The following is a 21511-nucleotide window of genomic DNA, read 5'->3' on the forward strand; positions in this document are numbered from 1 at the left end:
TCCCCTACTTCACGGCATCTGCGGCGGCGGCCAGCCGGGGCAGGAATGTATCCAGCGACCAGGGCAGGCTCAGCGGCGATGAAGCCGAAATGGACAGGGTGAGGGTGTTGTCCGAATCGGCCACCAGGGCGCCATTTTTGATGGCCGGAATCTGGCCGAGCAGCGGGTCGGCCTTGATGGCGTCCGCGGTGGACGCGTCGGGAACCCAGGTGACGAAGATGTCCGACTTGAGTTCGTTCGCCTTCTCAGCCGACCACGGAATGTAGAACTCCTTGGAGCCCTGGGACTTGTCCGCAACCACCGGGGCCAGGGTCATGCCGATTTCCGTGAGGAAGCGGGGGCGGTTGTCGTTGGCGGTGTAGACGTTGACGCCATCACCCTTGGCGGGTTCCAGGTTTCCGTAAATGAAGCTCTTGCCCTGGAGCTGCGGGAACTCGGAGACCTTGTCCTTGACAGTGGCCTCGGTGTCGGCGACGAGCTTGGCAGCCTCGGTGTCCTTCCCCAGTGCCTTGCCGATAATGGTGGTTGCGTCCTGCCAGGAGGTTCCGTAGGCCACGTCCGGATGGGCCACCACGGGGGCAATCCCGCTGAGTTTCTTGTAGTCCTCTTCGGTGAGACCGGAGTAGGCGGCGAGGATGACGTCGGGGCTGAGCTTGGCGATCTCAGTGAAGTTGATGCCGTCGGCCTCCGAGTACTGGACCGGCGCCTTGTCCGAGCCGAAGCCGGCGCCCAGCTTTTCGAGGGCCGCGTCCTTCCAGGGTGTCGAGCCCTGGGAGTTGCCGCCCCAGTCAGTTTTTGGAACGCCCACCGGGACAACACCCAGGGCGATGGCGACGTCGTCGTTCACCCAGGAGACAGTGGCAACGCGGGTGGGCTGCTTCTCGATGGTGGTCTCGCCGTAGACGTGCTTGATGCTGACCGGGAATGCGGTGCTGCTGGTTGCGTTGCCTGCATCCGCAACTGAGGAGGTTGGGCCCGTGCTGCAGGCGGAAAGCGTGAGGGCTGCGGCGGCCACCACCGCCGCAGCCTTGCCGGCGGAAGAGAAGAGCGTCCGGCGGGTGGGTGCGGGGCCGGGGAATAAGGGGCTGGTCACGGGACTCCTTGAATCAGACGAAAACTTAAGTAAGGCTAACCTATGTAAATGTCTATTACGCAACACTTTCATTGCCTAATGCAGGGAAGGTGATGGAGAGCACAAATGAGCGCAGGTCCTTGGACAGGAAGCCACTGAACTGGCAGGATGTCCTTGCCGGACCGGTGGCAGAGACACCGAGATGCTGAACAGGAACAGGACAACGGGAACAATGCGCACGCAGATGGTCACTTGGACCGCCGCTGCCGTGGAAAGCGGGGTGGCCGCTTTGGCCTGCACCGCGGAGACTGACTGACTCCCCCCTCGTTACCCTGGCCCGGCTCCGGGCCGCCCACCCTTTACGAAAGTTCAGCCATGCAATCAGTCACGCCTCAACAGATCCGCTCATCCTTTGTCAACGCCAGCCGCTCGGAAGCTGCAAAGCTCACGCTACCCAAGAACTTTGACTCCATCGCCTGGGACAGCCTGGAGTTCCTGGGCTGGCGCGATGAGAAGATGCCGCTGCGCGGCTACCTGGTGGTTCCCGGACCCAAGGGCCTTACCGGAATCATGCTCCGGGCGCCTGAAGGAGGGGCCCGGAAGAAGCGCTCCGTGTTGTGCGAGCTCTGCCGCGACGTGTTCTCAAAGGAGGATGTGCTCCTCTGGGTCGCCAAGCGCGCCGGCCAGTCGGGTCGTGACGGCAACACCGTGGGAACGCTGATCTGCGCCGAATTCCTGTGCTGCGGCAATGTCCGCAAGGAACCGCCGGCCAACGAGATCAATCCGGACCCGGCCGTCGTCGTGGAACGCCAGATCCGGGGCCTGCAGGACCGCACCGCGCAGTTCCTGGCCCGCGTCCAGTCGAAATAGGAGTGCCGGGCAAGTAGGCAGTCATATGGGAGCCCTCCCCCACGCTTGGGAGGGGGAGGGCTTCCCCGCTTGCCGCTCACCGGTAGGAGAAACTCATCAGCAAGGCCTTCAGCATTTGGCCTTCGCCGCTCCAGTACCAGGCTTTTGCCGCCTCATCGTCAGGGAACGGGGCACCGGCGAACAACACATCTGCGGTCAGGATGCGGTCGCCGAGCATCACGAGGCCATATTGCACCTGACCGTCCGGAGACACCGGTGGTCCCGCCGTTAGCCCCATGTGGTAAGTGGCAGTGCCGAAAGCGTGATCAACAAAGAACGATGAACTGGGCGTGGGAACAGCAGCCCCGATCAACCCCGGCACCGGGTCAGTATCGAGGACGAACCTGGAGACGTTGCCGGCCGTGACGTCACCCACCTGGCTGTAGTAGATGGCCACCTGCTCCTTGCCGCCGGCATCGGAGACTGTCGCGATTTCCACTGCCGGGGACGCCGATACCTGTTCATGCTTCACATCCCAGCCCTCCGGCCGCGCAAAGGACAGGCGGCCGTCTGCAAATGTGAAGATCACCGGCCCAGCAGGAGCAGGAGACGAGGTGGCGGCGGGAATGATTGATGCAGGCGGACCTGCCGCACTCGTCCCGGCGGCAGGTCCCGTCGAGGCACCTCCGCCGCCTGCCGTGCCGTCCGCACAGCCCGCGAGGCCGAGGGCCCCAGCCGCGGCGAGCGCCATGAAGGTGGTGGCGCGATGTGCTGGGCGCATTTGCGCTGCCTTTCATGAAGGCAAGTGGTTAATGCCCACAGGATGGCACCAGGACAGCACCGTTCAACAGCACCCGAACGATATATCCATTGATTTGTTATAAAGTACGGGCGCCGGCAGCAGCTAACGCAGGACGATGTCCACCGGGTTCGCCTCGGAGCGCCAGGCCCCTTCCTGCCCCGGACGGGGCCGGATCACCGGCGCGGTGAGGATGCCCGAGCGGTTGGTGCGGCGGTCGCGGAGGATCTCCGTGACCGAGCCCAGGTGCCGGGACAGGTCGATCACGTTTTCAGGCGCAGCCAGCAGCAGCTGGAACCCGAATTCGTGCAGGGCCTTGATCCCGGCGCCTGCGAACTCCTCGGAGGCGAGGACGAACGCCTCGTCCATCATCACCGTGCCGTAGGTGGTGAAGCCCTGCTCCGCGATGCCCAGCTGGTAGCTGAGGGCCGCGGCCATGATGAAGGCCGTAAACCGCTGCCGCTCGCCGCCGGACATGGATCCGGTGTCGGCGTGCATGAACACCTCGGTCCTGACGCCGCCCTTCTTTCCGGCGGCCGGGCCGGTGACCTCCCGGTGTTCCTTGCACTGGATGAACAGGTGCCCGCGGACATCGAGCACCTCGGCGCGCCACCGACGGTCCTCGGGTGCCTGCGAGCCGAGCCTCTTGACCAGGGTTTCCAGGGTCTTGTAGCGGGCGGTGAGCTCGCCGTCGTCGTCCCTCTCCGGGCCGGAACCCTCTGCACGGCCAGCTTCCGACTTTGCAGGGCGGGTATGACGCGCCTTCAAGGCGTTCTGGATGGCGTCCTTGAACTGCTTGGCCGTGGGCGGCAGCGTCTGCTTGATGTCCAGTTCCAGGTAGCTGCCCTCGTGGAAGTTCACCTGCGACAGGATGCCGTTCAGGGGCAGAATGCGGCTGGTGATGGAGCGGCGTTCCTCGTCCAGCAGGTGCAGCAGGGTGCTGAAGGACTCGTGGGTGCGCTGGTTGAAGAACTGCCGGAACTCCGCCTCCTGGGCGGGCAGCCCGTCGTTCACGATCGCGTGGTAACGGGCCTCGAATTCGCTGGCGGCGCCGATGCTGGTGCCGTGGTCCGCCGAAATGGCACTGCCCCACTCGCGCACGAAGCCTTCGAAAATGCGGGTGAGCCGCTCGGCCGTCGCCTGTCCGCGGGACTCCGCGGTGTGCAGCTCACCCAGCAGGGCGGTCCGGACCCGGTTGGCCAGGTTGTCCAGCTCGTGCATCTCAGTGACGTCGCCAAATTCCGCGAAGTACGGGTCCAGGGCTTTGACGGTGGCGTCCGACGGCGGCGCCTGGGCAAGGCGGTCGCGTGCGGCTTCCAGCAGGGTGTCCGCAGCCGTCAGCTGGCGGTCGAGTGCCTTGTATTCGCTCTGCAGCACAGCAGCGGACTCGGTGCTGGACTGGTGCTTCTGCCGGACCTCCTCGATGGTGGCGCGGAGTGGCTCCAGGTTCGCCTGCGCGGCGAGGGCGTCCTTGAGCCGCTGCTCGATCCGGGCGAGCTCGTCGGCTGCAACGGCCGCCGATACCTGTTCCCAGGGGCGGTCGTCTTCGGCGATCCGTCGCAGCGCATCGAGCTGCCGGCTCATGCCCTGGTGTGAGTCCTCGCGGCTCTGCGCCAGCTCGGCGGCCTTGGCCACTTCCTGCCGAAGGTCCTCCACCTGGGCTGCCACGAGTTCCAGCTTGGCGGCGTTGTCGAAACCGAGGACGTAGTCCTGGCGGCTGGTGAAGCGGTCGTCCTTCTCCACCGTGTGCCGGTTGCGCTTGACCACCCCGCCCAGGCTCAGGCCCTTGTCCAGCGCCGCAAGCTCGTCGGGGTCCTCCACGCAGGGGAAAGCGAAGTCCAGCGCGATGCGCTCGCGCACCCATTCGCCCGCTTCGGCAGCCGTGCCCGAGGCGAGGATGTCCAGCTTGGTGATCAGGTCGCCGTCGCGCGCGTCCTCCACGGCCAGCGCGCCGCCGGCGAGCGGTTTGGAGACATCCACTGCCCGCAAGGCGCCGCGGACGTTGTGGTCGTTGAGGTAGCGGGTCACGGCGCCGAAGTGCTCACCCGGCACCAGCAGGGTGGTGGCCAGGCTGCGGAGCGCGCGCTCGGCTGCCGGGCGCCACCGCTCCTCACCTTCAGCGAGGTCCATGAGTTCGCCGGCGAACGGCATGCGGTCCTCGGGGATACCTGTTGCGGCGGCAATGGCGGCGCGGTTTTCAATGCTCGACGGCGGAAGCAGGGACTTGCGCGTCTTCAGCGAGACGAGCTCCTGCTCGGCAGCCGCCAGCTCACGTTTCCGGCCGGCGTGCGCATCGAACGCCTCAAATCGCAGTTCCTGCAGGGCCTGCGAATCATCCTTCAGCTCGGCGGACCGGGCGGCCGCCTGCTCGTGGGCCTGCTCCCAGCCAGCGGCGCTCCACTCAAGCTGCAGCCCGGCGTCGGCCAGTGCCTGCTGGGCCGCCTCCTCCACCTGTTGGCGGAGCTTCAGCCCCACCCGGGCGTTCTCCAGCGACTGCTCGATTGCCGAGATCGCGTTGCCGCCCTGGTTGTTGTAGTCGGTTTCCAGCTGCCGCAGTTCCTTGGCCAGTCCGTCCCGGACCGTACGCTCGGCGCCGAGTTCCTTGGCTTTCGCCTGGGCGAGCTCGCGGAAGCGCAGCAGGGTCTTCTGGTGGACCGTGACGGCGAGCTGCTGCCTGTAGGCCTCGAATTCCTCGCCCACCAGTTCCCGAAGCCGGTTCGCGTCCAGCAGCGACTGCGCGTACTCCCGGTTCAGCCCCGGCACCGGCGCCAGCTGGTCGCGCTGCTGCCGGACATCCTCCAGCCGCTGGCGGATGGACATCAGGTTGCTGAACTCCTCCACCACATCGTCCGCGGCGGCCAATGTTGCGGGCGCGTCCAGGACCTGGTCGCGGAAGAACGTGTTGACGCTGCCGCCCAAGCCCTTGCCGGCCTGGATCACGCGCAGGAGGGGCAGGGCCTGGTCCGAGTTGATGCCCAGCAGCCGGCGGAACCGCTCTGCGAACGCCTTGTGCACGTCGAACACCTGGGCATGCGGGAAGATCGCCTCCAGCGCACCCTTGGTGAACCGCTTGTCGGCGATGCCCTCCAGCGCCTCCAGGTCCAGGGGCACGTTGTCCACCAGGTAGAACCGGCCCACGCTCGATTCCGTGCCATTCTTGGGCAGGTCGAACAGCGCCGACACCGTCACCCGCGTGCCGGCGGCGTTATCGAACGTCAGCGCGACGGCGGACCATGTGGCACCGGGGCGCTGGAAGGCACTCGCCGACCCCTCGCCCACGGCCTTGTCGCCCACCTTGCCGCGCATGTACGTGAACGTGGTCCGCTTGTCCTCCACGGCACCGCCCGACCGCTGCGCTGCCGCCTCATTCGACCGCGGCCGCGCATCGAAAACCCGCAGCATCGCATCGAACAGCGTGGACTTACCCACGCCCGAATTACCCGTCAGCAGGGTGCCGTTCCGGTCCACGTGCATCGTGTGGGCCCCATGGAACGTCCCCCAGTTGACCACCTGCACCAACGCAAGGCGCATCTGGCCGGGGTTCGTGACATCCCCCAACGGAAGCATGCTCGCGATGCTCACTTGGCGTCCTCCGTGTCGTCGTTGTCGTCCCCGGTTTCGGCAGGCTCAACCGCAGGATCTGACTCAAGGTCGAGCATCGCTTCTGTGCCAGTGGGGTCGGCCGAGGCGGCTACCAGGGCTTCGATATGGGCCGGGATGTCGCCGATGTTTTCGAACGGCAAGGCCAGGGGCAGGGCGTTCGAGATGGTGTACACGTCGTCCAGGCCCGTGGGGAGCAGGAGTTGGCGGGCCAGGAGCTTGGTGATGGCGCGGGTCACCACGTCGGAGTCGCGGAGGGCGTCCTGCTGACCGGCGGGCTGGTAGTGCGCCACAAGGTCCGTGATTTCCTCGCGGGTGATCGTGGGGTCTGTCTGGGCGGTGACGTGCCGGTCCAGCAGCAGGCGGAGGCGGAGCAGCACGATGGTTTCCACCCGGCTCAGGGCGCGCTGCTGGCGCAGGATGCTGGACCGGGTGCTGCCGCCGATCACCTCCGGATCAACAGGGCGAAGAACCGCGATTTTCCGCTCGTGGTCCAGCTGCAGGGTCAGGAACAGCTCGGAGAGGCGGCTGCGCAGGATCACCTGGTTGTCCAGGAGCACCGTCCACAGCTTCTCGTCCCGGCCGCCGTCGATGTACGGCCCCTTGAGCAGCTTCACCAGGGCCTGGCGCACCTTCATGGACAGGACGCCGGTGTCGCCGGGGAACAGCGCAGCGCCGTCGACGAAGGTGTCGCGCGGGGAAACGGTAAACGGGCGCTCGGCCGCCGGCACCTGCTCGGCGTCTGGCTGGATGTCCTCCGCCTCATCGAGCCCGTTGTCGTGTGAAACCTCAGTCATCTGAATCCTTTGCGAGCGTGACCACCGGCAGGTAGGCCCTGCGGGTGGAGCCGTCTATCTGTTCGAAGTCCAGGCCGTCCCAGGCGCCGCGGTTGAAATCGGCCCCGGCGTGCAGGGCTTCGGACAACAGGGCCCGGATGGAATTGATGTGCTGCTCCCCGGGCGGCAGCTGCTGCCATGCATCGGCGAGCGTGGCAGCTCCTGCCATGGCCGCCCGGACCACCGCCGGTTTGGCCTTGCCCGTCCGCGGCGAGCGCACCCGGTCCGAGTCGGTGAAGGCGATGGGGTCCGCCAGGCGGGGCGGCGCCGCGAACTCGTCCGGGTCGAAGAGCTTGACCATGGACAGGGACTCGAACCCGGCGTTGTACAGGACCGGCCCCGGAACAAGGCCGGGGCGTTCCCGCTCGTACGGGAGGGAGCGGATGGCCTGCTCGGCTTCGCGCAGGACCTGCCGCAGCCGGACCGACTGGCGGAAGTCGTCGCTCTGCACGTACGTGTTGAGGCTTTCGCTGAGCTTGCCGTAGATGCGCTGGATCTGGCTATGCTGCTGGCGGAGCTCGGCCACCAGGCTCTTCAGGGTCTCCCGGTCCTCGGGTGAGAGGTCGTCCGCGAACTGCCGGCTCAGGACCTCGCCGATTGCGGAGCGGAAGCGAAGCTGCTGCTGCGGGTCCTCTAGGAACGCGGTGAAGGACCGGAACGTCCTGCCCTCGGGGCTCTGGCGCAGCCGCTTGTCGGCTTCAAGGACCTGGGCCATGGTGGCGCCCTTGGTCAATGACTCCTCGATGATCTGGTTGCGGAGCTCGCCCACCAGTTCCTCGATCCGGTCGCGCATCTTCTTGTAGTCCGCCGGCAGGCTGGCAGCGAGGTCCAGAATGTTCCCGGCGGCTTCCACGGCTTCGTCGTCGTCGAGCAGGCCGTCGAACTCGCCGGTGCTGATGTCCTGGATCAGCTGCTGCCGCTCTTCGATCTCCTCTTCCAAGGCTTCGAGGCGGGCGCTTTGGTCCGGGTTGGTTTCGTTGGCGAGCTTTTCCACGTCCCCCAGCAGGGTGCCCAGGCGGGAACCGTTCAAAGTGGACCGTTCACTGGAGAGGCTGTCGAGGAAGGCGAGCACACGGGCGGCAGGCTCGGTGGCCTCGTAAACGATCTGGCCGGACTGGTTCCGGCGCGTCAGGAACTGCCGCCGGGTCCACTCATCGCCAAAAGCCTTGCCATTGGCACCTCCTCCCAGGCCGGGATCCTGGCGCCGGAGCTCCTCAAGGAAGGTGTCGACGTCGGCATGGAATTCCTCGAGCGGCACCTGCGGACGTGTGCGGGTGAAGGAAGCCTGCAGTACCGCGATCACCCACGGGGCCGAGCGCGTCAGGGCCCAGGCAGGTCCCTTTGTGAGGAGTTCGAGGTCCCGGAGCCGGGCGCTGATGGCGTCAGCAGATGACCTGGCGGAGCGGGGCACACACTCTCCTTGGGCTGTTGGCTGGTGGTTGTTCGGGGTCTGGGCAGGGCGCTCCGAACAGAACGGACCGGAAACTGCCAACTACAAGGTTAACGCAGGCCGCCGCTACCGCTCCGTGACCTACCTGCCGGTAGTGTTTCAATCCCGTATCAAGAGTCACATAGGCCCCACCGGCTCTGGCTGGGCGCGCACCCGTCCCCCTACGCTTCTGCTACTGGTTCTCGCCACCGCAGTCTTTCGCAAAGCAACGTCGCAGCAGGGGGATTCATGCAGTTCGATCTAAGCTCCGTGGAAACAGCCACTTTGGTCTTCATCGGGACACTGGTGTTTGGCGCAATCCTGGCCGCATTCGTGCTCACCGCAGGACTGATCGCCCTGGTGGTCCTGGGCGCCGGCAAGCTCACCTGGATGGTGGTGGCCAACACACTCCTGGCTGTAGTTCACGGGATCAACGCGGGCTGGGACAAGGTGGTCCACCGCGCCTCCGCCGTGGACCTTCCCGGGGACTTCCAGGGCCAAACGTCCCCTGGCACGGGAACCTACCCGCGGGTAATCTTGAGGGACAGCTGAAGGGTTCTCCAACCCCGGCGGATCCATGGCTACACCGGCCATCCGGCCAAGGAGATGACTCATGACCTCCGCCACTGACAGCCAGGCCAAGGACGCCCCGGCTGATGAGACCCCCGTCCCGGCCGGCAAGATCGGCGCCGGGGCCACCGCTGAAGATGCCCGGGCCGTCGCCGAAGCCGCCCGTGAATCCGGCTGGGACCGTCCAAGCTTCGCCAAGGGCCTTTACCTTGGCAGCTTCGACCTGGATCTGGTCCATCCCTGGCCCGCCGCGGACCCTGCGTCCGTGGAACGGGGCGAGGCTTTTATGGCCCGCCTCACGGAGTTCGCCAAAACCATGTCCGGCCGCGTCATTGAGCGGGATGCGAAGATTCCCGACGACTACATCAAGGGCCTGGCGGATCTAGGCGTCTTTGGCATGAAGATCCCGGAGGAATACGGCGGGCTTGGGCTCTCGCTGGTGTACTACGGCCGCGCCCTTGCCCTGCTGGGCAGCGTGCACCCCAGCCTGGGTGCCCTCATCTCTGCCCACCAGTCCATTGGCGTGCCGGAGCCGGTAAAAGTCTTTGGTACGCCGGAACAGAAGCGCGAGTACCTGCCGCGCTGTGCCGCCGGCGCCGTCACCGCGTTCCTCCTCACCGAACCGGACGTGGGCAGCGATCCCGCCCGCCTGGGCAGCACCGCAACGCCAACGGACGACGGCGACGCGTACCTTTTGGACGGCGTGAAACTTTGGACCACCAACGGGGTGATCGCCGAACTCGTGGTGGTGATGGCGGTGGTGCCGGCGCACACCGACCCGGACGGCACCAGGCACAAGGGCGGCATCAGCGCGTTCGTAGTGGAAATGGACTCGCCGGGCATCACGGTGGAGAACCGCAACACGTTCATGGGCCTGCGCGGCATCGAGAACGGGGTGACCCGCTTCCACCAGGTGCGGGTGCCGGCCACCAATCGACTGGGCCGCGAAGGGCAGGGCCTGAAGATCGCGCTCACTACGCTTAATACCGGCCGCCTGGCGCTGCCCGCCCTCTGCGTGGCCTCCGGGCGGTGGAGCCTGAAGATTGCCCGCGAATGGTCCAACGCCCGCACGCAGTGGGGCCGGCCCGTGGGCGAACACGAAGCCGTAGGCAAGAAGATCGCTTTCATCGCGGCCTCGGCCTTTGCCCTGGACGCGGTCTTTGAACTCTCGGCCGAGCTTGCGGACGCCGGACAGAAGGACGTGCGGATCGAAGCGGCGCTTGCAAAGCTGTGGGCCACGGAGATCAGCTGCACCATCGCGGATGAGTTGGTCCAGATCCGTGGCGGGCGGGGCTTTGAGACCGCGGAGTCGCTCGCTGCGCGCGGTGAACGTGCGGTGCCGGCCGAGCAGCAGTTGCGGGACCTGCGCATCAACAGGATCTTCGAAGGCTCTTCCGAAATCATGCGGCTGCTGATCGCCCGGGAAGCGGTGGATGCGCACCTGGCGGCCGCGGGCGATCTTGCGTCCCTGGATGCGAGCCTTGCCGACAAAGCGAAGGCCGCCGTCGGGGCTTCCAGCTTCTATGCCAAATGGCTGCCCAAGCTGGTGGCCGGCGCCGGCATGGACCCCCGCTCCTACAGCGAGTTCGGCAGGCTGGCCAAGCACCTCCGCTTCGTGGAACGCTCGTCGCGGCGGCTGGCGCGGCAAACCTTCTACGGCATGGGTCGGTGGCAGGCCAAGCTGGAGCGGAAGCAGGCATTCCTGGGCCGCGTGGTGGACATCGGCGCTGAACTCTTCGCCATGACGGCCTGCTGTTCCCGCGCCGAGATGCTCCTCAAGACCTCCCCTGACAAGGCCGCTGGCGCCTATGAGCTGGCCGACGCCTACTGCGAGCAGGCCAAGGTGCGCGTTGACGAGTACTTCGACCAGCTGTGGCGGAACACGGACGACGCCGACCGGGAGCTGACGCGCAAGGTCCTGGCCGGCGACTACACCTGGCTTGAGGCGGGAGTCCTGGACCAGTCGGAAGGCACCGGCCCGTGGATTGCCGACGCGTCGCCGGGCCCGTCAAAAAAGCAGGACCTGCACCGGAAATACCGGTAAAACCGCAGGTCACAAAATAGTAAGCACGCTTGCTATCAGGTGGGGCGGGTGGTTGAGTTGAGGCATGAGCAGCTCAACGGACCCAGAGAACCTGCCTCCCCGCCGCGCCCGGGAGGACGAAACCACCCGCAGCGGAAGCTACCGCGACGCAGCCGCGGACGACACGGCCACGCGCTCGTTTGACCAGGCGCCTGCCCGGGAAGGGGCACCGGCCCGGGACGGGGCAACTGCCCGTTCAGTGGACCGGGAGCGCCTCTCTGACCGGGAGCGCGCCAGGGACCTCAGCGCCGAACGCGACTACGACGCGACCCCGCCCAAGGCGGAGCGGGAGTACCAGCCGGCCCCCACCACTGCCACCCCCGTGGTGGACGCCGGCCTCGCGGACAGGGAAACCGCCGTCGCCCGCCAGAGGGAGCGGTTCGGCGGCATCAAGGTGGGTTCGGCGTTCTTTGGCTGGCTGACCGCCACCGGCATGGCTGTGCTGCTGACTGCGCTGGTGGCCGCCGCGGGGACCGCGGTGGGGCTCGCCAACAACACGGACGTCAACCAGGCGGTGAACCAGGCCGCGCAGAACAGCGGCACGGTTGGACTGGTGGGCATCATCGTCCTCCTGGTGATCCTGTTCCTTTCCTACTACAGCGGCGGCTACGTTGCCGGCCGGATGGCGCGCTTTAACGGCGCCAAGCAGGGGCTCATGGTGTGGGTGTGGGCGTTGATCGCGGCCATCGTAGTAGCGATCCTGGGGCTGGTGGCAGGGCAGCAGTTCAACGTTTTGGCCAACCTGAACAGCTTCCCCCGCATCCCCATCAACGAGGGACAGCTCACCACCACCAGCATCATCGCCGCGGTCGTGGTGGCAGCGGTGGCCCTCATCGGGGCCATCCTCGGTGGCCTGGCCGGCATGCGCTTCCACCGCAAGGTTGACCGCGCCGGCTTCACCCCGGACAGCGAGTTTTACGACGACGAAGAGTAGTCAGGCGAGGATGTCGCCGTCCACGTAGAACCACCGGCCGCCCTCGCGGACGAACCTGCTGTTCTCGTGCAGGACGCCCCGTTCCTTGCCGTGCCGGTAATACGCCTTGAACTCCACAGTGCCCTCGGTATCGAACGGGCCGCCCTTGCCGGTGGCCACGATGTCCAGGCGGCGCCACTCCATGGCCGGATCCAGGTCAAGGCTCGCCGGCGCAGTGGAGGGATAGTGGGTGCGCAGCAGGTAATCCTCATTCAGCCGGACAAATGCGCTGTACCGGGACCGCATCAGCTGCTCCGCGGTTGCCGCCTGGGCCCGGCCCGAATGGAACCGGCCGCAGCACTCGTTGTACGGCTCCCCGGACAGGCACATGCAGTTTAAGGAATCAATTGGCTCGGTCACCCGGCGATGCTGTCACATCCGGTAACAGGTTCGCTACAACCCCGGCCATGATGCTGTGGACGGCGGCACGTCCGGCCAAAAATCCGTATGGTGGAGAAGGAGCTTTCGGGTCCGGCATTTGTTGCCCGGACGCAGGCCCAGGATGCAGGCAGAGAGGAGAGATGACGTGGACCACCCGGACACTCTCGTCCTCAACCTGACCTTCCTTGGCACTGTGGGCGTGGCCCTGATGATGTTCGGAGTCCTCTTCCTGCTGGGGGTCGTCACCCTGGTTCTCGCGGGCCTTGGCCGGCTGGCCGCCCTCGTGCTGATGGCCCTGTTCGGCCGCGTTCCGGGCAGGACCGGCGAAGGGCGTTTCGCCAACGGGGAAACCGGCCGCACTCAGCCCCGCAAGCCGCTCCGGGAACGGGCCGCCGCGCTGAAGCCGGACCGGGTGAAGGAGTCGCTCCGCACCGCCGTCGTACGCCATCCCAAGCTTGCCGCCGCACGCCCTGAACCCGCGGTCCTCGCTGAAGACTGGGCCTCCGCCGTTGCCGAGGCGGATAAGCGCGCCCAAGCCAGGGCACGTGCGGAACGGCCCGAAATCAAGCTGTCGGTCCGGGATCTTCCGGACCCGGCCGTACCTGCGGACAAGGTCTCCGAAGTGGCCCCGCTGGTGGAGTCCGCCCTGCACAACCACCGACCGCCGCATGAAATGCCGAGGTCATTCAAGAAGCCGCAGCCGCTGCACCCGGTGCCGCCGCTGGATACCGGGTCCCTCGTGTCGCTCGCCGGCCCGCAGCAGGTGCTCAAGGAACAGGCCAAGGAGAACGGCTAAGCCCTTACCCTGAGCAACCATCTGCGTTAGCGTGAACACATGGAATTCAGATACCTCGGAAACAGCGGCTTCAAAGTCTCGGAAATCACGTTCGGCAACTGGCTGACGCACGGCTCGCAGGTGGAGAACGATGTCGCCACCCAGTGCGTACGAGCCGCCCTCGACGCCGGCATCAGCACCTTCGATACAGCGGACGTCTACGCGAACACGGCCGCGGAGACCGTCCTGGGCCAGGCCCTGAAGGATGAGCGCCGCGAGTCCCTGGAAATCTTCACCAAAGTCTTCGGCCCCACGGGCCCCAAGGGCAAGAACGATCTTGGCCTGTCCCGCAAACACATCATGGAATCCATCAACGGGTCCCTGCGCAGGCTGCAGACCGACTACGTGGACCTTTACCAGGCACACCGCTACGACTTCGAAACGCCGCTGGAAGAGACCATGCAGGCGTTCGCTGACATCGTCCGGCAGGGCAAGGCGCTGTACATCGGCGTGAGCGAGTGGACCGCGGAGCAGCTCCGAGAGGGCCACAAGCTGTCCAAGGAACTGGGCTTCCAGCTCATCTCCAACCAGCCGCAGTACTCCATGTTGTGGCGCGTGATCGAAGCCGAGGTGGTCCCGGCGTCGGAAGAGCTGGGCGTGTCCCAGATTGTCTGGTCCCCCATGGCGCAGGGTGTCCTCAGCGGCAAGTACCTGCCCGGCCAACCCGCTCCCGAAGGCAGCCGCGCCACGGATGAAAAGGGTGGCGCCAAGATGATCCAGCGCTGGATGCGCGACGACGTCCTGGCCGGCGTGCAGGAACTGAAGCCGATTGCCCAGGAGGCAGGGCTGTCCATGCCTCAGCTGGCCGTGGCGTGGGTGCTGCAGAACCCCAACGTCGCGTCCGCCATTGTGGGTGCATCCCGGCCCGAACAGATTGCCGACAGCGTAGGCGCCGCTGGCGTGAAGCTGGAGGCGGAGGTCCTCAAGCGGATCGACGACGCCATTGGCGGCCTCGCCGAACGGGACCCGGCACAGACCAAATCGCCGGCCACGCGGGAAGCGTAAGTGGCGTCCCCGTCGGAACTGCCGGACCTCGCGGTCACCGGCTCCACCGGAGGCTTGGGCGGAATGGTGGCTCGGCAGCTTGCCGCGTCCGGTTTCGCCCAGCGCCTGCTGGTGCGCGACGCCGCGCGGGCCCCGCAGCTGGACGGCGCGCACGCGGTGGTGTGTTCCTACGGGGACGGCGCCGCCTCCCGGCACGCCCTTGAGGGGGCGAAAGTCCTGTTCATGGTGTCCGCCGCGGAGGCCGAGGACAGGCTGCAGCAGCACTATGCATTCGTGGACGCCGCCGCGGATGCCGGGGTGGAGCACGTGGTGTACACGTCCTTTTATGGGGCCGCGCCGGATGCCATCTTCACCCTGGCCAGGGACCATTACGCCACGGAGGAGCGGATCAAGGCGTCCGGGATGGCCTACACCTTCCTGCGCGACAACTTCTACCTGGACTTCCTGCCGCTGATGACCGGGGACGACGGCGTGATCCGCGGACCTGCCGGTGACGGCGTGTTTTCTGGGGTGGCGCGGGAGGACATTGCCCGCTCCGCCCACGCGGTGCTGCGCGATCCCGCCATCCACAAGGGCATGACGTACAACCTGACCGGCCCGGAGGAACTGTCCATGGCGCAGGCCGCTGAGATACTGAGCGCAGGGACCGGGCGGACCGTGCGCTACCAGCCGGAGACGGTGGAGGAAGCCTACGCGTCCCGGGCCTCCTACGGCGCTCCGCAGTGGCAGCTGGACGCCTGGGTCAGCACCTACACGGCCATGGCAGCGGGCGAGATGGCAGGGCTTTCGCCTGACGTCCACGGCCTCACCGGGCAGGACCCCATCACGCTTGCGGAGTTCCTGACCCGGCCGGTGCTTTAGCCGGCTCAAACCCGTTGACGGGCGTGGTGGCCCGGCGTAGACCTGTTGGTGCCGGGGGCGTTGTCAGTCCGCCAAGCAGAATCGCACCGCCATGAAATACAGCAATCCTCAGTCAACCCGGCAGGGGCCGGCGCCGGCTCCTGCCACCGCCGCGCAGCCCACGTCCGGTCCGCTCACCCGGGAGGAACTGCAGCTCGCCGCACGGAACCATTCCATGCCGCTGGAGGCACTCCGCCGCGACGTCACCCCGCCCGGGCTCCACTACGTGCTGACGCACTTCGACATCCCGGACCTCGACGGTTCGTCCTGGCATCTGCGGATCAGCGGGGCAGTGGAACGGGCCCTGGAACTCAGCATGGCAGCGCTCCGCAGGGACCCGGCCATCACCGTTCCCGTGACGCTCGAGTGCGCGGGGAACGGCCGGTCGCTGCTTGAGCCGCGGCCGCTGAGCCAGCCATGGGTCCTGGAGGCGGTGGGTACGGCGCACTGGACCGGCATTCCGCTTGCCTACCTCCTTGGCAAAGCGGGGGTGCTCCCGGACGCGGTAGAGGTGGTCTTCACCGGGGCCGACGCCGGGGTACAGGGCGGCGTCCCCCAGCGCTACGCACGAAGCCTGCCGATCCGCGAGGCGCTGCGTCCCGACGTCGTCCTCGCCTACCAAATGAACGGCACCGACCTGCCGCCGCAGCACGGCTACCCCCTGCGGCTGGTGGTCCCGGGCTGGTACGGGATGGCCAGCGTGAAGTGGCTGGAGTCCATCGAGGTGGTAAAGACGCCCTTCGCCGGCTTCCAGCAGGAGGTCGCGTACCGCTACCAAGACTCCGCGGACGACGCCGGCACGCCGGTTTCGCGGATCAGGGTGCGTTCGCTGATGGTCCCGCCGGGCGTTCCGGACTTCTTCACCCGGCAGCGGTTCCTCCGCGCGGGTCCAGTCCTGCTGGTGGGCAGGGCGTGGTCGGGGGAAGGTGCCGTGACCGCCGTCGACGTGGGAATCGATGGCACTTGGCTGCCCGCCCATTTGGACAAGCCGGCGGGTGGCTACGCGTGGCGGAGGTGGAGCCTGCCCTGGGTCGCCAACCCCGGCGAGCATGTCCTTTCCTGCCGCGCGACGGACATCACAGGTGCCAGCCAGCCGCTGGAGCAGAACTGGAACCTGCAAGGGATGGGCAACAATGTGGTGCAGCGGGTGCACGTGACGGTGGAGTGAAGTTGCGGGCCCGGGGCTATACTCGGTGCCAATCATGACCAGCCTCCCTTCCTCCCCCGCCAGCGTCCGCATCGATGCCTGGCTGTGGGCCGTCCGCGCCTATAAGACGCGTTCTGCCGCCACCGCAGCCTGCCGCGCCGGGCATGTCCGCCTCAACGGCAACCCGTCCAAGGCATCGGCCACCCTGGTAACCGGCGATACGGTCACGGTCCGTATGCCCGGATACGAACGCATCCTCGAGGTGCGGCGGCTCATCGCCAAACGCGTGGGGGCCGAGGCCGCCTCCCACTGCTATACCGACCACACTCCCCCTCGGCCCGTCCTGCCGGCACTTGGACTTCCTCAGCGGGACCGGGGCGCCGGCCGGCCCACCAAGAAGGACCGCCGGGAGATGGAGCGGCTTCGCGGGCCTGCGTGACAGACGTGCTGGCGACGTCAGGCGCCTGCCTTGGTGCGTGCCTGTACGAGGTTAGCGAACGGTAAACGGCCGAATTCCTCCACAAAAGCAGCGTGGTAACCCGCTTCTGCGCGGTTCAGCTGGTCCGCCGGAAGTTCCTTCCACGCAATGGCCAGTGACCCGGCGTCGGCGAGTTGCCAAATAAGCCGCCCATCCCAGTGGCCGGGCGGCTTCCCTTGCCCAAAGTCAACGAATTCCTGAATCTGGCGCCGAAGTCCGCGGTTACTTTTGCTTCCGGGGCCGGCCCTTCCCACGTATAGAACAACGGCGGCGTCCACCCACTCGGCGGCTAACGCGGCCGCGGGGAGGGACGGGTCCTTCTTCTTAAAGACGCCTGCGGTGCTTTTCGTGAGCAGGCGGGGCTGGAAGCCGTCCGGGGCAATCACGGCGAAGAGGCCTGTTCCCTGTGGGATCCTCATGGTCTCGAGGTCCCGGATCGGCCGGAAGCCGGCGAAACCTTCGGCCTTCAGGCCTTTCCTGGTGAACTGCATAATCCATTGAACAGCAGGCCTGGGACCACCGCCGACTTTGCGTTTTCCACATAGGGGTTTTCGGTGGCTCTCGATGTCACACCCTGGTGGAAGACTTTGGTTATGGAAGCGGTTGTGGGGACGGCGGGAGTGCTGCAGGCAGAGCCTCGGGGGCTGTTTGCTGCTGAGGGGCGTCGGTTCCCGCCTGCTGTTCAACCCGCCGCCCCTTCCATGGGTGATGTCCTGAGCCTGTTGGCCCGCGTCCCGGTCCCTGCGGATGGTGCGGGGATGATGGACCAGCTGCGCGGTCTGGAGGACCTGAAGTGCCTGGCGGGTGCGCAGCAGGCCGAGGTTGCTGTGGCGTTTGATCGTCAGCAGCGGCAGGTGCAGGCTGCCGCCGGGGTCCCTGCCGGGGAGCAGGGTGCCGGGGTGGCGGCGCAGGTCGCGCTGGCCCGGCGGGAGTCGCCGGCGAAGGGCTCTCGACTGCTGGGCTTAGCCAAAACCCTCACCGGGATGCCGCACACCTCCACCGCATTTCGAAGTGGTTTGTTGAATGAGTGGCGGGCCACGCTGGTGGTGAAGGAAACCATTTGCCTCTCCCCGGAGGACCGGGCCGGGGTGGATGAGGAACTCGCCGCCGACACCGGCGCCCTCGACAACATGGGCGACAAAGCCATCACCGCCGCCGTCCGCGCCGCCGCCTACCGGCGCGACCCCGCCTCGGTCGCGAAGCGGGCAGCCCGGGCCGTGGCCGAGCGGTGTGTGAGCCTGCGCCCGGCCCCGGACACCATGACGTACCTGACCGCCCTGCTCCCCGTCTCACAGGGGGTGGCCGCCTACGCCGCCCTGGCCCGGGATGCCGACACGCTACGTTCGGCCGGGGATGAGAGGTCGCGGGGGCAGGTCATGGCAGACACCCTCGTCGAGAGGGTCACCGGCACCCCCGGCGGGATCAAAGGCGTGGAGGTCCAGCTCGTCATGACCGACCACACCCTCCTCCAAGCCGACTCCGAACCCGCACGGCTGCCCGGTTATGGTGTCATCCCGGCGGTGTGGGCCCGGACCATCGCCCTCACCGGCGAACCAGCCCCGGGAACGCCCGTAACAGCGCGGGGCACCAGCAGCGTCGGTTTTCGCAGCATTGCCGGCACCGCCACGGATGCCGCGGCCACCCCTGAAGTCGCTGGTGACGCCACCGTGGACGCGTCCGGCCGTCACAACCTGAATCTCTGGATCCGCAGGCTCTACACCGCCCCCGGCACAGGTGAATTGGTGGCGATGGACTCCAAAGCCCGGTTGTTCCCGGCGGGTTTGAAGCGTTTCCTCCAGGTCCGGGACGACACGTGCCGGACCCCGTACTGCGACGCTTCGATCAGGCACCACGACCACATCAGGCCTTGGCACAGCGGCGGCCCCACCACCACCGGCAACGGCCAGGGACTTTGCGAAGCCTGCAACCACGCCAAGGAAACACCTGGCTGGACCGCCAAACCCGTCCCGGGTGCACGCCACACCGTGGCAACCTCCACTCCAACAGGCCACACCTACCACTCCACCGCACCACCACTCCCCGGAACCCCGCCGGCGGGAGCGCAGCCCAGGGGAGGCACTCGGTCATGCAGCTCTCAGGAACGGCGGCTATCCTTGGCGCGTGCCACCCCTTGAGATCCTGATGTCCTCCTGGCAACTCGACTGGGCCGCCGCCGCCTTCGTCGTCGTGGCCGCTGTCTTATACGGGTGGGGAATGCGCTCAGCCGCCCGCCGTGGCCAGGGCTGGCCCGTGTGGCGGGCCGTTGCGTTCTACGTCCTGGGCCTGGGCTCTTTTGTTGTCCTGACCTGTGGGTTCACCGGCGTGTACGGCGCGCAGCAGCGGTGGGCGTTCACCATCAAGATCTCCATGCTGCTCTTTGTTGTTCCGCTGTTTATCGGGCTGGGAAAGCCACTCACCCTGGCCAGGACAGCGTTGCCCGCCAAGGGCATAGACACCCTAAACACGGTCCTGGCCAGCCGGCCTGCTAGGTTCGTCAGCAACTCTTTCGGCGCGCCACTGCTGGGGCTGGCGCTCTTTTCCACATTCCTGACCCCAGCTTTCTACACGCTCCGGACAGATCCCGTGGCCGGCGGACTCCTCACCCTCGGTGTACCTCTGCTTGGCATGCTGATGGCGCTGCCCATCATCGAGGAATCCGACTTCCAGCGGTCCAGCGCCTACTTGACCCTGGAATTCATGTTCGTGTTCATCGAACTGTTGATCGATGCGATCCCCGGAATCCTGCTTAGCCTCAACGGCCAGGTGCTTGACCATGTGATGTCAGTCCCCAGCCCGCAGTGGTGGTTCAGGGACGCGTTCCAGGACCAGCAGTTTGCGGGAAATCTGCTGTGGTTCATCTGCGAAGTGTTGGACCTCCCCTTGATCATCCTTATGTTCGTTCGCTTCTCACGAAGCGACAAGCGTGAAGCGGGCGCCTTTGACGAGCTGACCGATGAGCAGCTCAGCGAACTGCACAAGCAGCACCTGCGCGGCCCGGACTAGGTTGGCCTGCTCCAAAAAATTCGGTGTGCCCACCCCTCCCCGGGGAAGCGTAGAGTGACATAGGACGCCTGATTCTGGACGCCTCGCTGCCAAGGAGAAATCGTGACGATTGATTGGGACGAAAAAAAGGCCCTGCTGCAGGAACCGAATATCGCGCAGGTCACCCAACTGTGCGATGAACTGATGGAAAAGAAGCCGGGTTCCACCGTCCCCTACATCGACCCCGTCCACGACGAAGATGAATGCAGGATCATCAGCCTCCAGGCCAGCCCCGGCAAGGGGACGGAATCGGGATTTGTCTCCCATTACAACGATGACGAAGCGGCCCGCCGTGCGACCCAAATCTATGAGCTCGCAGAACTGGACCCCCGCTACGTCATGCCCTGGAACGCCTATCCCTGGGTGCGCGAGAGCGGCAGCCCGTCGGCCCTTAGCGTCCAGGAGAAGACCGACGGCCTCCGCCCATTCCGGCAGTTCCTCAAGATCAACTCCCGCGTTTCGGCCATCATCGCCCACGGTACGGATGCATCCACGTTCCTGACCCTGTTCGAGAAGACCTACCACTCGTCGCTGAAGAACAACGGCATCAAAATCTACAAGGCCACTGCCCTTGGCGGCAGGGCCTTTGCTGTTTCCGAGGCCAAGCAGGAAGAGCTCCTGGCCAAGAACGTGGAGACCTACCGGGACGCGATGCAGCGGGCCGGAATCCAGCACCTCTAACGGATACCACAGCTTTCTTTCAGCCGCACCTGCGCATACTCGTAGGTACACCTGACCGGCGAAAGAACCAGGCTGAACCTTGACGTCCTCCGCAAAGCGCCCAACCGGGGCAGCATCCCCAGCCGGGAGATTCCTGGTGAAGCCCGGCCCCGTCCCCGCTCCGCGGGCTTAAAGTTGGTTCCATGACGGGCTTCATCGACGGACTCCTGAACGTCAGCCCGATCGTGGCGTACATAGCCGTCTTCTGCCTGGTCTTCGCCGAAGACGCCATATTCGTCGGTTTCGTGATCCCAGGTGAGACGGCAGCCGTCCTGGGCGGTGTGGTGGCCAGCCGGGGCGAGGTGCAGCTGGGCATCATGATGGCCCTGGTGGTGTTCGCCGCCATCATCGGCGACAGCGTGGGCTATGAAGTCGGCAAGCACCTGGGAGCCCGGCTCGTGAAGACAAAAGTGCTGGCACGGCACTCCCGCAAGCTGGAAAACGCGCAGGAATTCCTCCGGCGCAAGGGCGGTTCCGCCGTGTTCCTGGGCCGCTTCACCGCTTTCCTGCGCGCCGTCATGCCCGCCCTGGCCGGTACATCCCGGATGCCCTACGGCCGGTTCCTCGCCTACAACGCTGCCGGCGGCATTGTCTGGGGCATCGGCTTCGTCCTGCTGGGCTTCCTCGCAGGCAACTCCTACGAGGCCGTAGCCCAGGCAGTGGGCCGGGACCTCGCCGTCGTCATCGCCGCAGTTGCGGTGGCAGGGCTCATCGCCTGGCACTTTCGCTCACGACGGCGGCAGCAGCGGCGGCGCGCAGCGAACCAGCGGCAGGACTAGGGAGAGTTTGACA

Annotated in this window: 20 protein-coding genes; 13 read left to right on the forward strand and 7 right to left on the reverse strand. The window is 66.4% G+C overall.

Translation table 11 applies throughout. The annotated features are described in order from the left end of the window. Positions 1-4: 4 nt before the first annotated feature. The gene (locus tag LFT46_RS19665; RefSeq protein WP_236820781.1) at positions 5-1093 is read right to left on the reverse strand and encodes an iron-siderophore ABC transporter substrate-binding protein; all 1089 of its coding nucleotides are present in this window, start codon (positions 1091-1093) and stop codon (positions 5-7) included. A 354-nt stretch (positions 1094-1447) separates the two neighbouring features. Between LFT46_RS19665 and LFT46_RS19670 the strand changes: the two genes are divergently transcribed. Then, entirely contained in the window at positions 1448-1942 is a 495-nt protein-coding gene (locus tag LFT46_RS19670) for an FBP domain-containing protein (protein ID WP_236820782.1), read from the forward strand. A gap of 76 nt (positions 1943-2018) precedes the next feature. On the opposite strand, the gene LFT46_RS19675 is transcribed toward LFT46_RS19670, so the two are convergent. The 4 genes from LFT46_RS19675 to LFT46_RS19690 form a co-directional block, all read right to left on the reverse strand. After that, on the reverse strand, positions 2019-2702 hold the full coding sequence (locus tag LFT46_RS19675; protein ID WP_236820783.1) for a hypothetical protein: 684 nt from the start codon (positions 2700-2702) through the stop codon (positions 2019-2021). Positions 2703-2825: 123 nt separating this feature from the next. Beyond that, positions 2826-6302, reverse strand: a complete 3477-nt coding sequence (locus tag LFT46_RS19680) for an ATP-binding protein (protein ID WP_236820784.1) — start codon at positions 6300-6302, stop codon at positions 2826-2828. Then, on the reverse strand, positions 6299-7117 hold the full coding sequence (locus LFT46_RS19685) for a DUF4194 domain-containing protein (protein WP_236820785.1): 819 nt from the start codon (positions 7115-7117) through the stop codon (positions 6299-6301). The genes LFT46_RS19680 and LFT46_RS19685 overlap by 4 nt, the downstream gene beginning before the upstream one ends. Beyond that, complete coding sequence (locus LFT46_RS19690; protein ID WP_236820786.1) at positions 7110-8567, reverse strand: DUF3375 family protein; 1458 nt, start codon at positions 8565-8567, stop codon at positions 7110-7112. Before LFT46_RS19690 ends, LFT46_RS19685 begins: the two co-directional genes overlap by 8 nt. Positions 8568-8834: 267 nt before the next feature. Between LFT46_RS19690 and LFT46_RS19695 the strand changes: the two genes are divergently transcribed. The 3 genes from LFT46_RS19695 (at position 8835) to LFT46_RS19705 (ending at position 12172) form a co-directional block, all read left to right on the forward strand. After that, entirely contained in the window at positions 8835-9137 is a 303-nt protein-coding gene (locus LFT46_RS19695; RefSeq protein WP_236800206.1) for a hypothetical protein, read from the forward strand. Between the two features lie 61 nt (positions 9138-9198). Beyond that, on the forward strand, positions 9199-11199 hold the full coding sequence (locus tag LFT46_RS19700; protein WP_236820787.1) for an acyl-CoA dehydrogenase family protein: 2001 nt from the start codon (positions 9199-9201) through the stop codon (positions 11197-11199). A gap of 64 nt (positions 11200-11263) precedes the next feature. After that, positions 11264-12172 carry a TIGR04086 family membrane protein gene (locus LFT46_RS19705; RefSeq protein WP_236820788.1) on the forward strand — a complete coding sequence of 303 codons (909 nt, stop codon included), beginning with the start codon at positions 11264-11266 and terminating at the stop codon, positions 12170-12172. Here LFT46_RS19705 and LFT46_RS19710 read toward each other — a convergent pair whose 3' ends face one another. Continuing rightward, the gene (locus LFT46_RS19710; protein ID WP_236822089.1) at positions 12173-12541 is read right to left on the reverse strand and encodes a YchJ family protein; all 369 of its coding nucleotides are present in this window, start codon (positions 12539-12541) and stop codon (positions 12173-12175) included. 196 nt (positions 12542-12737) lie between these two features. Between LFT46_RS19710 and LFT46_RS19715 the strand changes: the two genes are divergently transcribed. From LFT46_RS19715 to LFT46_RS19735, 5 genes are all read left to right on the forward strand, one after another. Beyond that, positions 12738-13388, forward strand: coding sequence for a hypothetical protein (locus tag LFT46_RS19715; protein WP_236820789.1), 651 nt, complete (start codon positions 12738-12740; stop codon positions 13386-13388). 39 nt (positions 13389-13427) lie between these two features. Then, complete coding sequence (locus LFT46_RS19720; protein ID WP_236820790.1) at positions 13428-14432, forward strand: aldo/keto reductase family protein; 1005 nt, start codon at positions 13428-13430, stop codon at positions 14430-14432. A 63-nt stretch (positions 14433-14495) separates the two neighbouring features. Further along, positions 14496-15293 (forward strand): SDR family oxidoreductase, encoded by a 798-nt coding sequence (locus LFT46_RS19725; protein WP_442863700.1) that lies wholly within the window; start codon positions 14496-14498, stop codon positions 15291-15293. 91 nt (positions 15294-15384) lie between these two features. Then, complete coding sequence (locus tag LFT46_RS19730) at positions 15385-16500, forward strand: sulfite oxidase (RefSeq protein WP_236820791.1); 1116 nt, start codon at positions 15385-15387, stop codon at positions 16498-16500. 34 nt (positions 16501-16534) lie between these two features. After that, positions 16535-16918, forward strand: coding sequence for an RNA-binding S4 domain-containing protein (locus LFT46_RS19735; RefSeq protein ID WP_236820792.1), 384 nt, complete (start codon positions 16535-16537; stop codon positions 16916-16918). Positions 16919-16935: 17 nt separating this feature from the next. Here LFT46_RS19735 and LFT46_RS19740 read toward each other — a convergent pair whose 3' ends face one another. After that, the gene (locus LFT46_RS19740) at positions 16936-17448 is read right to left on the reverse strand and encodes a hypothetical protein (protein ID WP_236820793.1); all 513 of its coding nucleotides are present in this window, start codon (positions 17446-17448) and stop codon (positions 16936-16938) included. A 210-nt stretch (positions 17449-17658) separates the two neighbouring features. Between LFT46_RS19740 and LFT46_RS19745 the strand changes: the two genes are divergently transcribed. The 4 genes from LFT46_RS19745 (at position 17659) to LFT46_RS19760 (ending at position 21498) form a co-directional block, all read left to right on the forward strand. Then, positions 17659-19092, forward strand: coding sequence for an HNH endonuclease (locus LFT46_RS19745; RefSeq protein ID WP_236822090.1), 1434 nt, complete (start codon positions 17659-17661; stop codon positions 19090-19092). Next, complete coding sequence (locus LFT46_RS19750) at positions 19079-19960, forward strand: cytochrome c oxidase assembly protein (RefSeq protein ID WP_236820794.1); 882 nt, start codon at positions 19079-19081, stop codon at positions 19958-19960. The genes LFT46_RS19745 and LFT46_RS19750 overlap by 14 nt, the downstream gene beginning before the upstream one ends. A gap of 102 nt (positions 19961-20062) precedes the next feature. Continuing rightward, positions 20063-20680 carry a uracil-DNA glycosylase gene (locus LFT46_RS19755; RefSeq protein ID WP_236800218.1) on the forward strand — a complete coding sequence of 206 codons (618 nt, stop codon included), beginning with the start codon at positions 20063-20065 and terminating at the stop codon, positions 20678-20680. A 182-nt stretch (positions 20681-20862) separates the two neighbouring features. Continuing rightward, positions 20863-21498, forward strand: a complete 636-nt coding sequence (locus tag LFT46_RS19760) for a DedA family protein (RefSeq protein WP_236800219.1) — start codon at positions 20863-20865, stop codon at positions 21496-21498. The last annotated feature ends 13 nt before the right edge of the window (positions 21499-21511 follow it).

This window comes from Arthrobacter sp. FW306-07-I (genome assembly GCF_021800405.1).
Classification (GTDB): domain Bacteria; phylum Actinomycetota; class Actinomycetes; order Actinomycetales; family Micrococcaceae; genus Arthrobacter.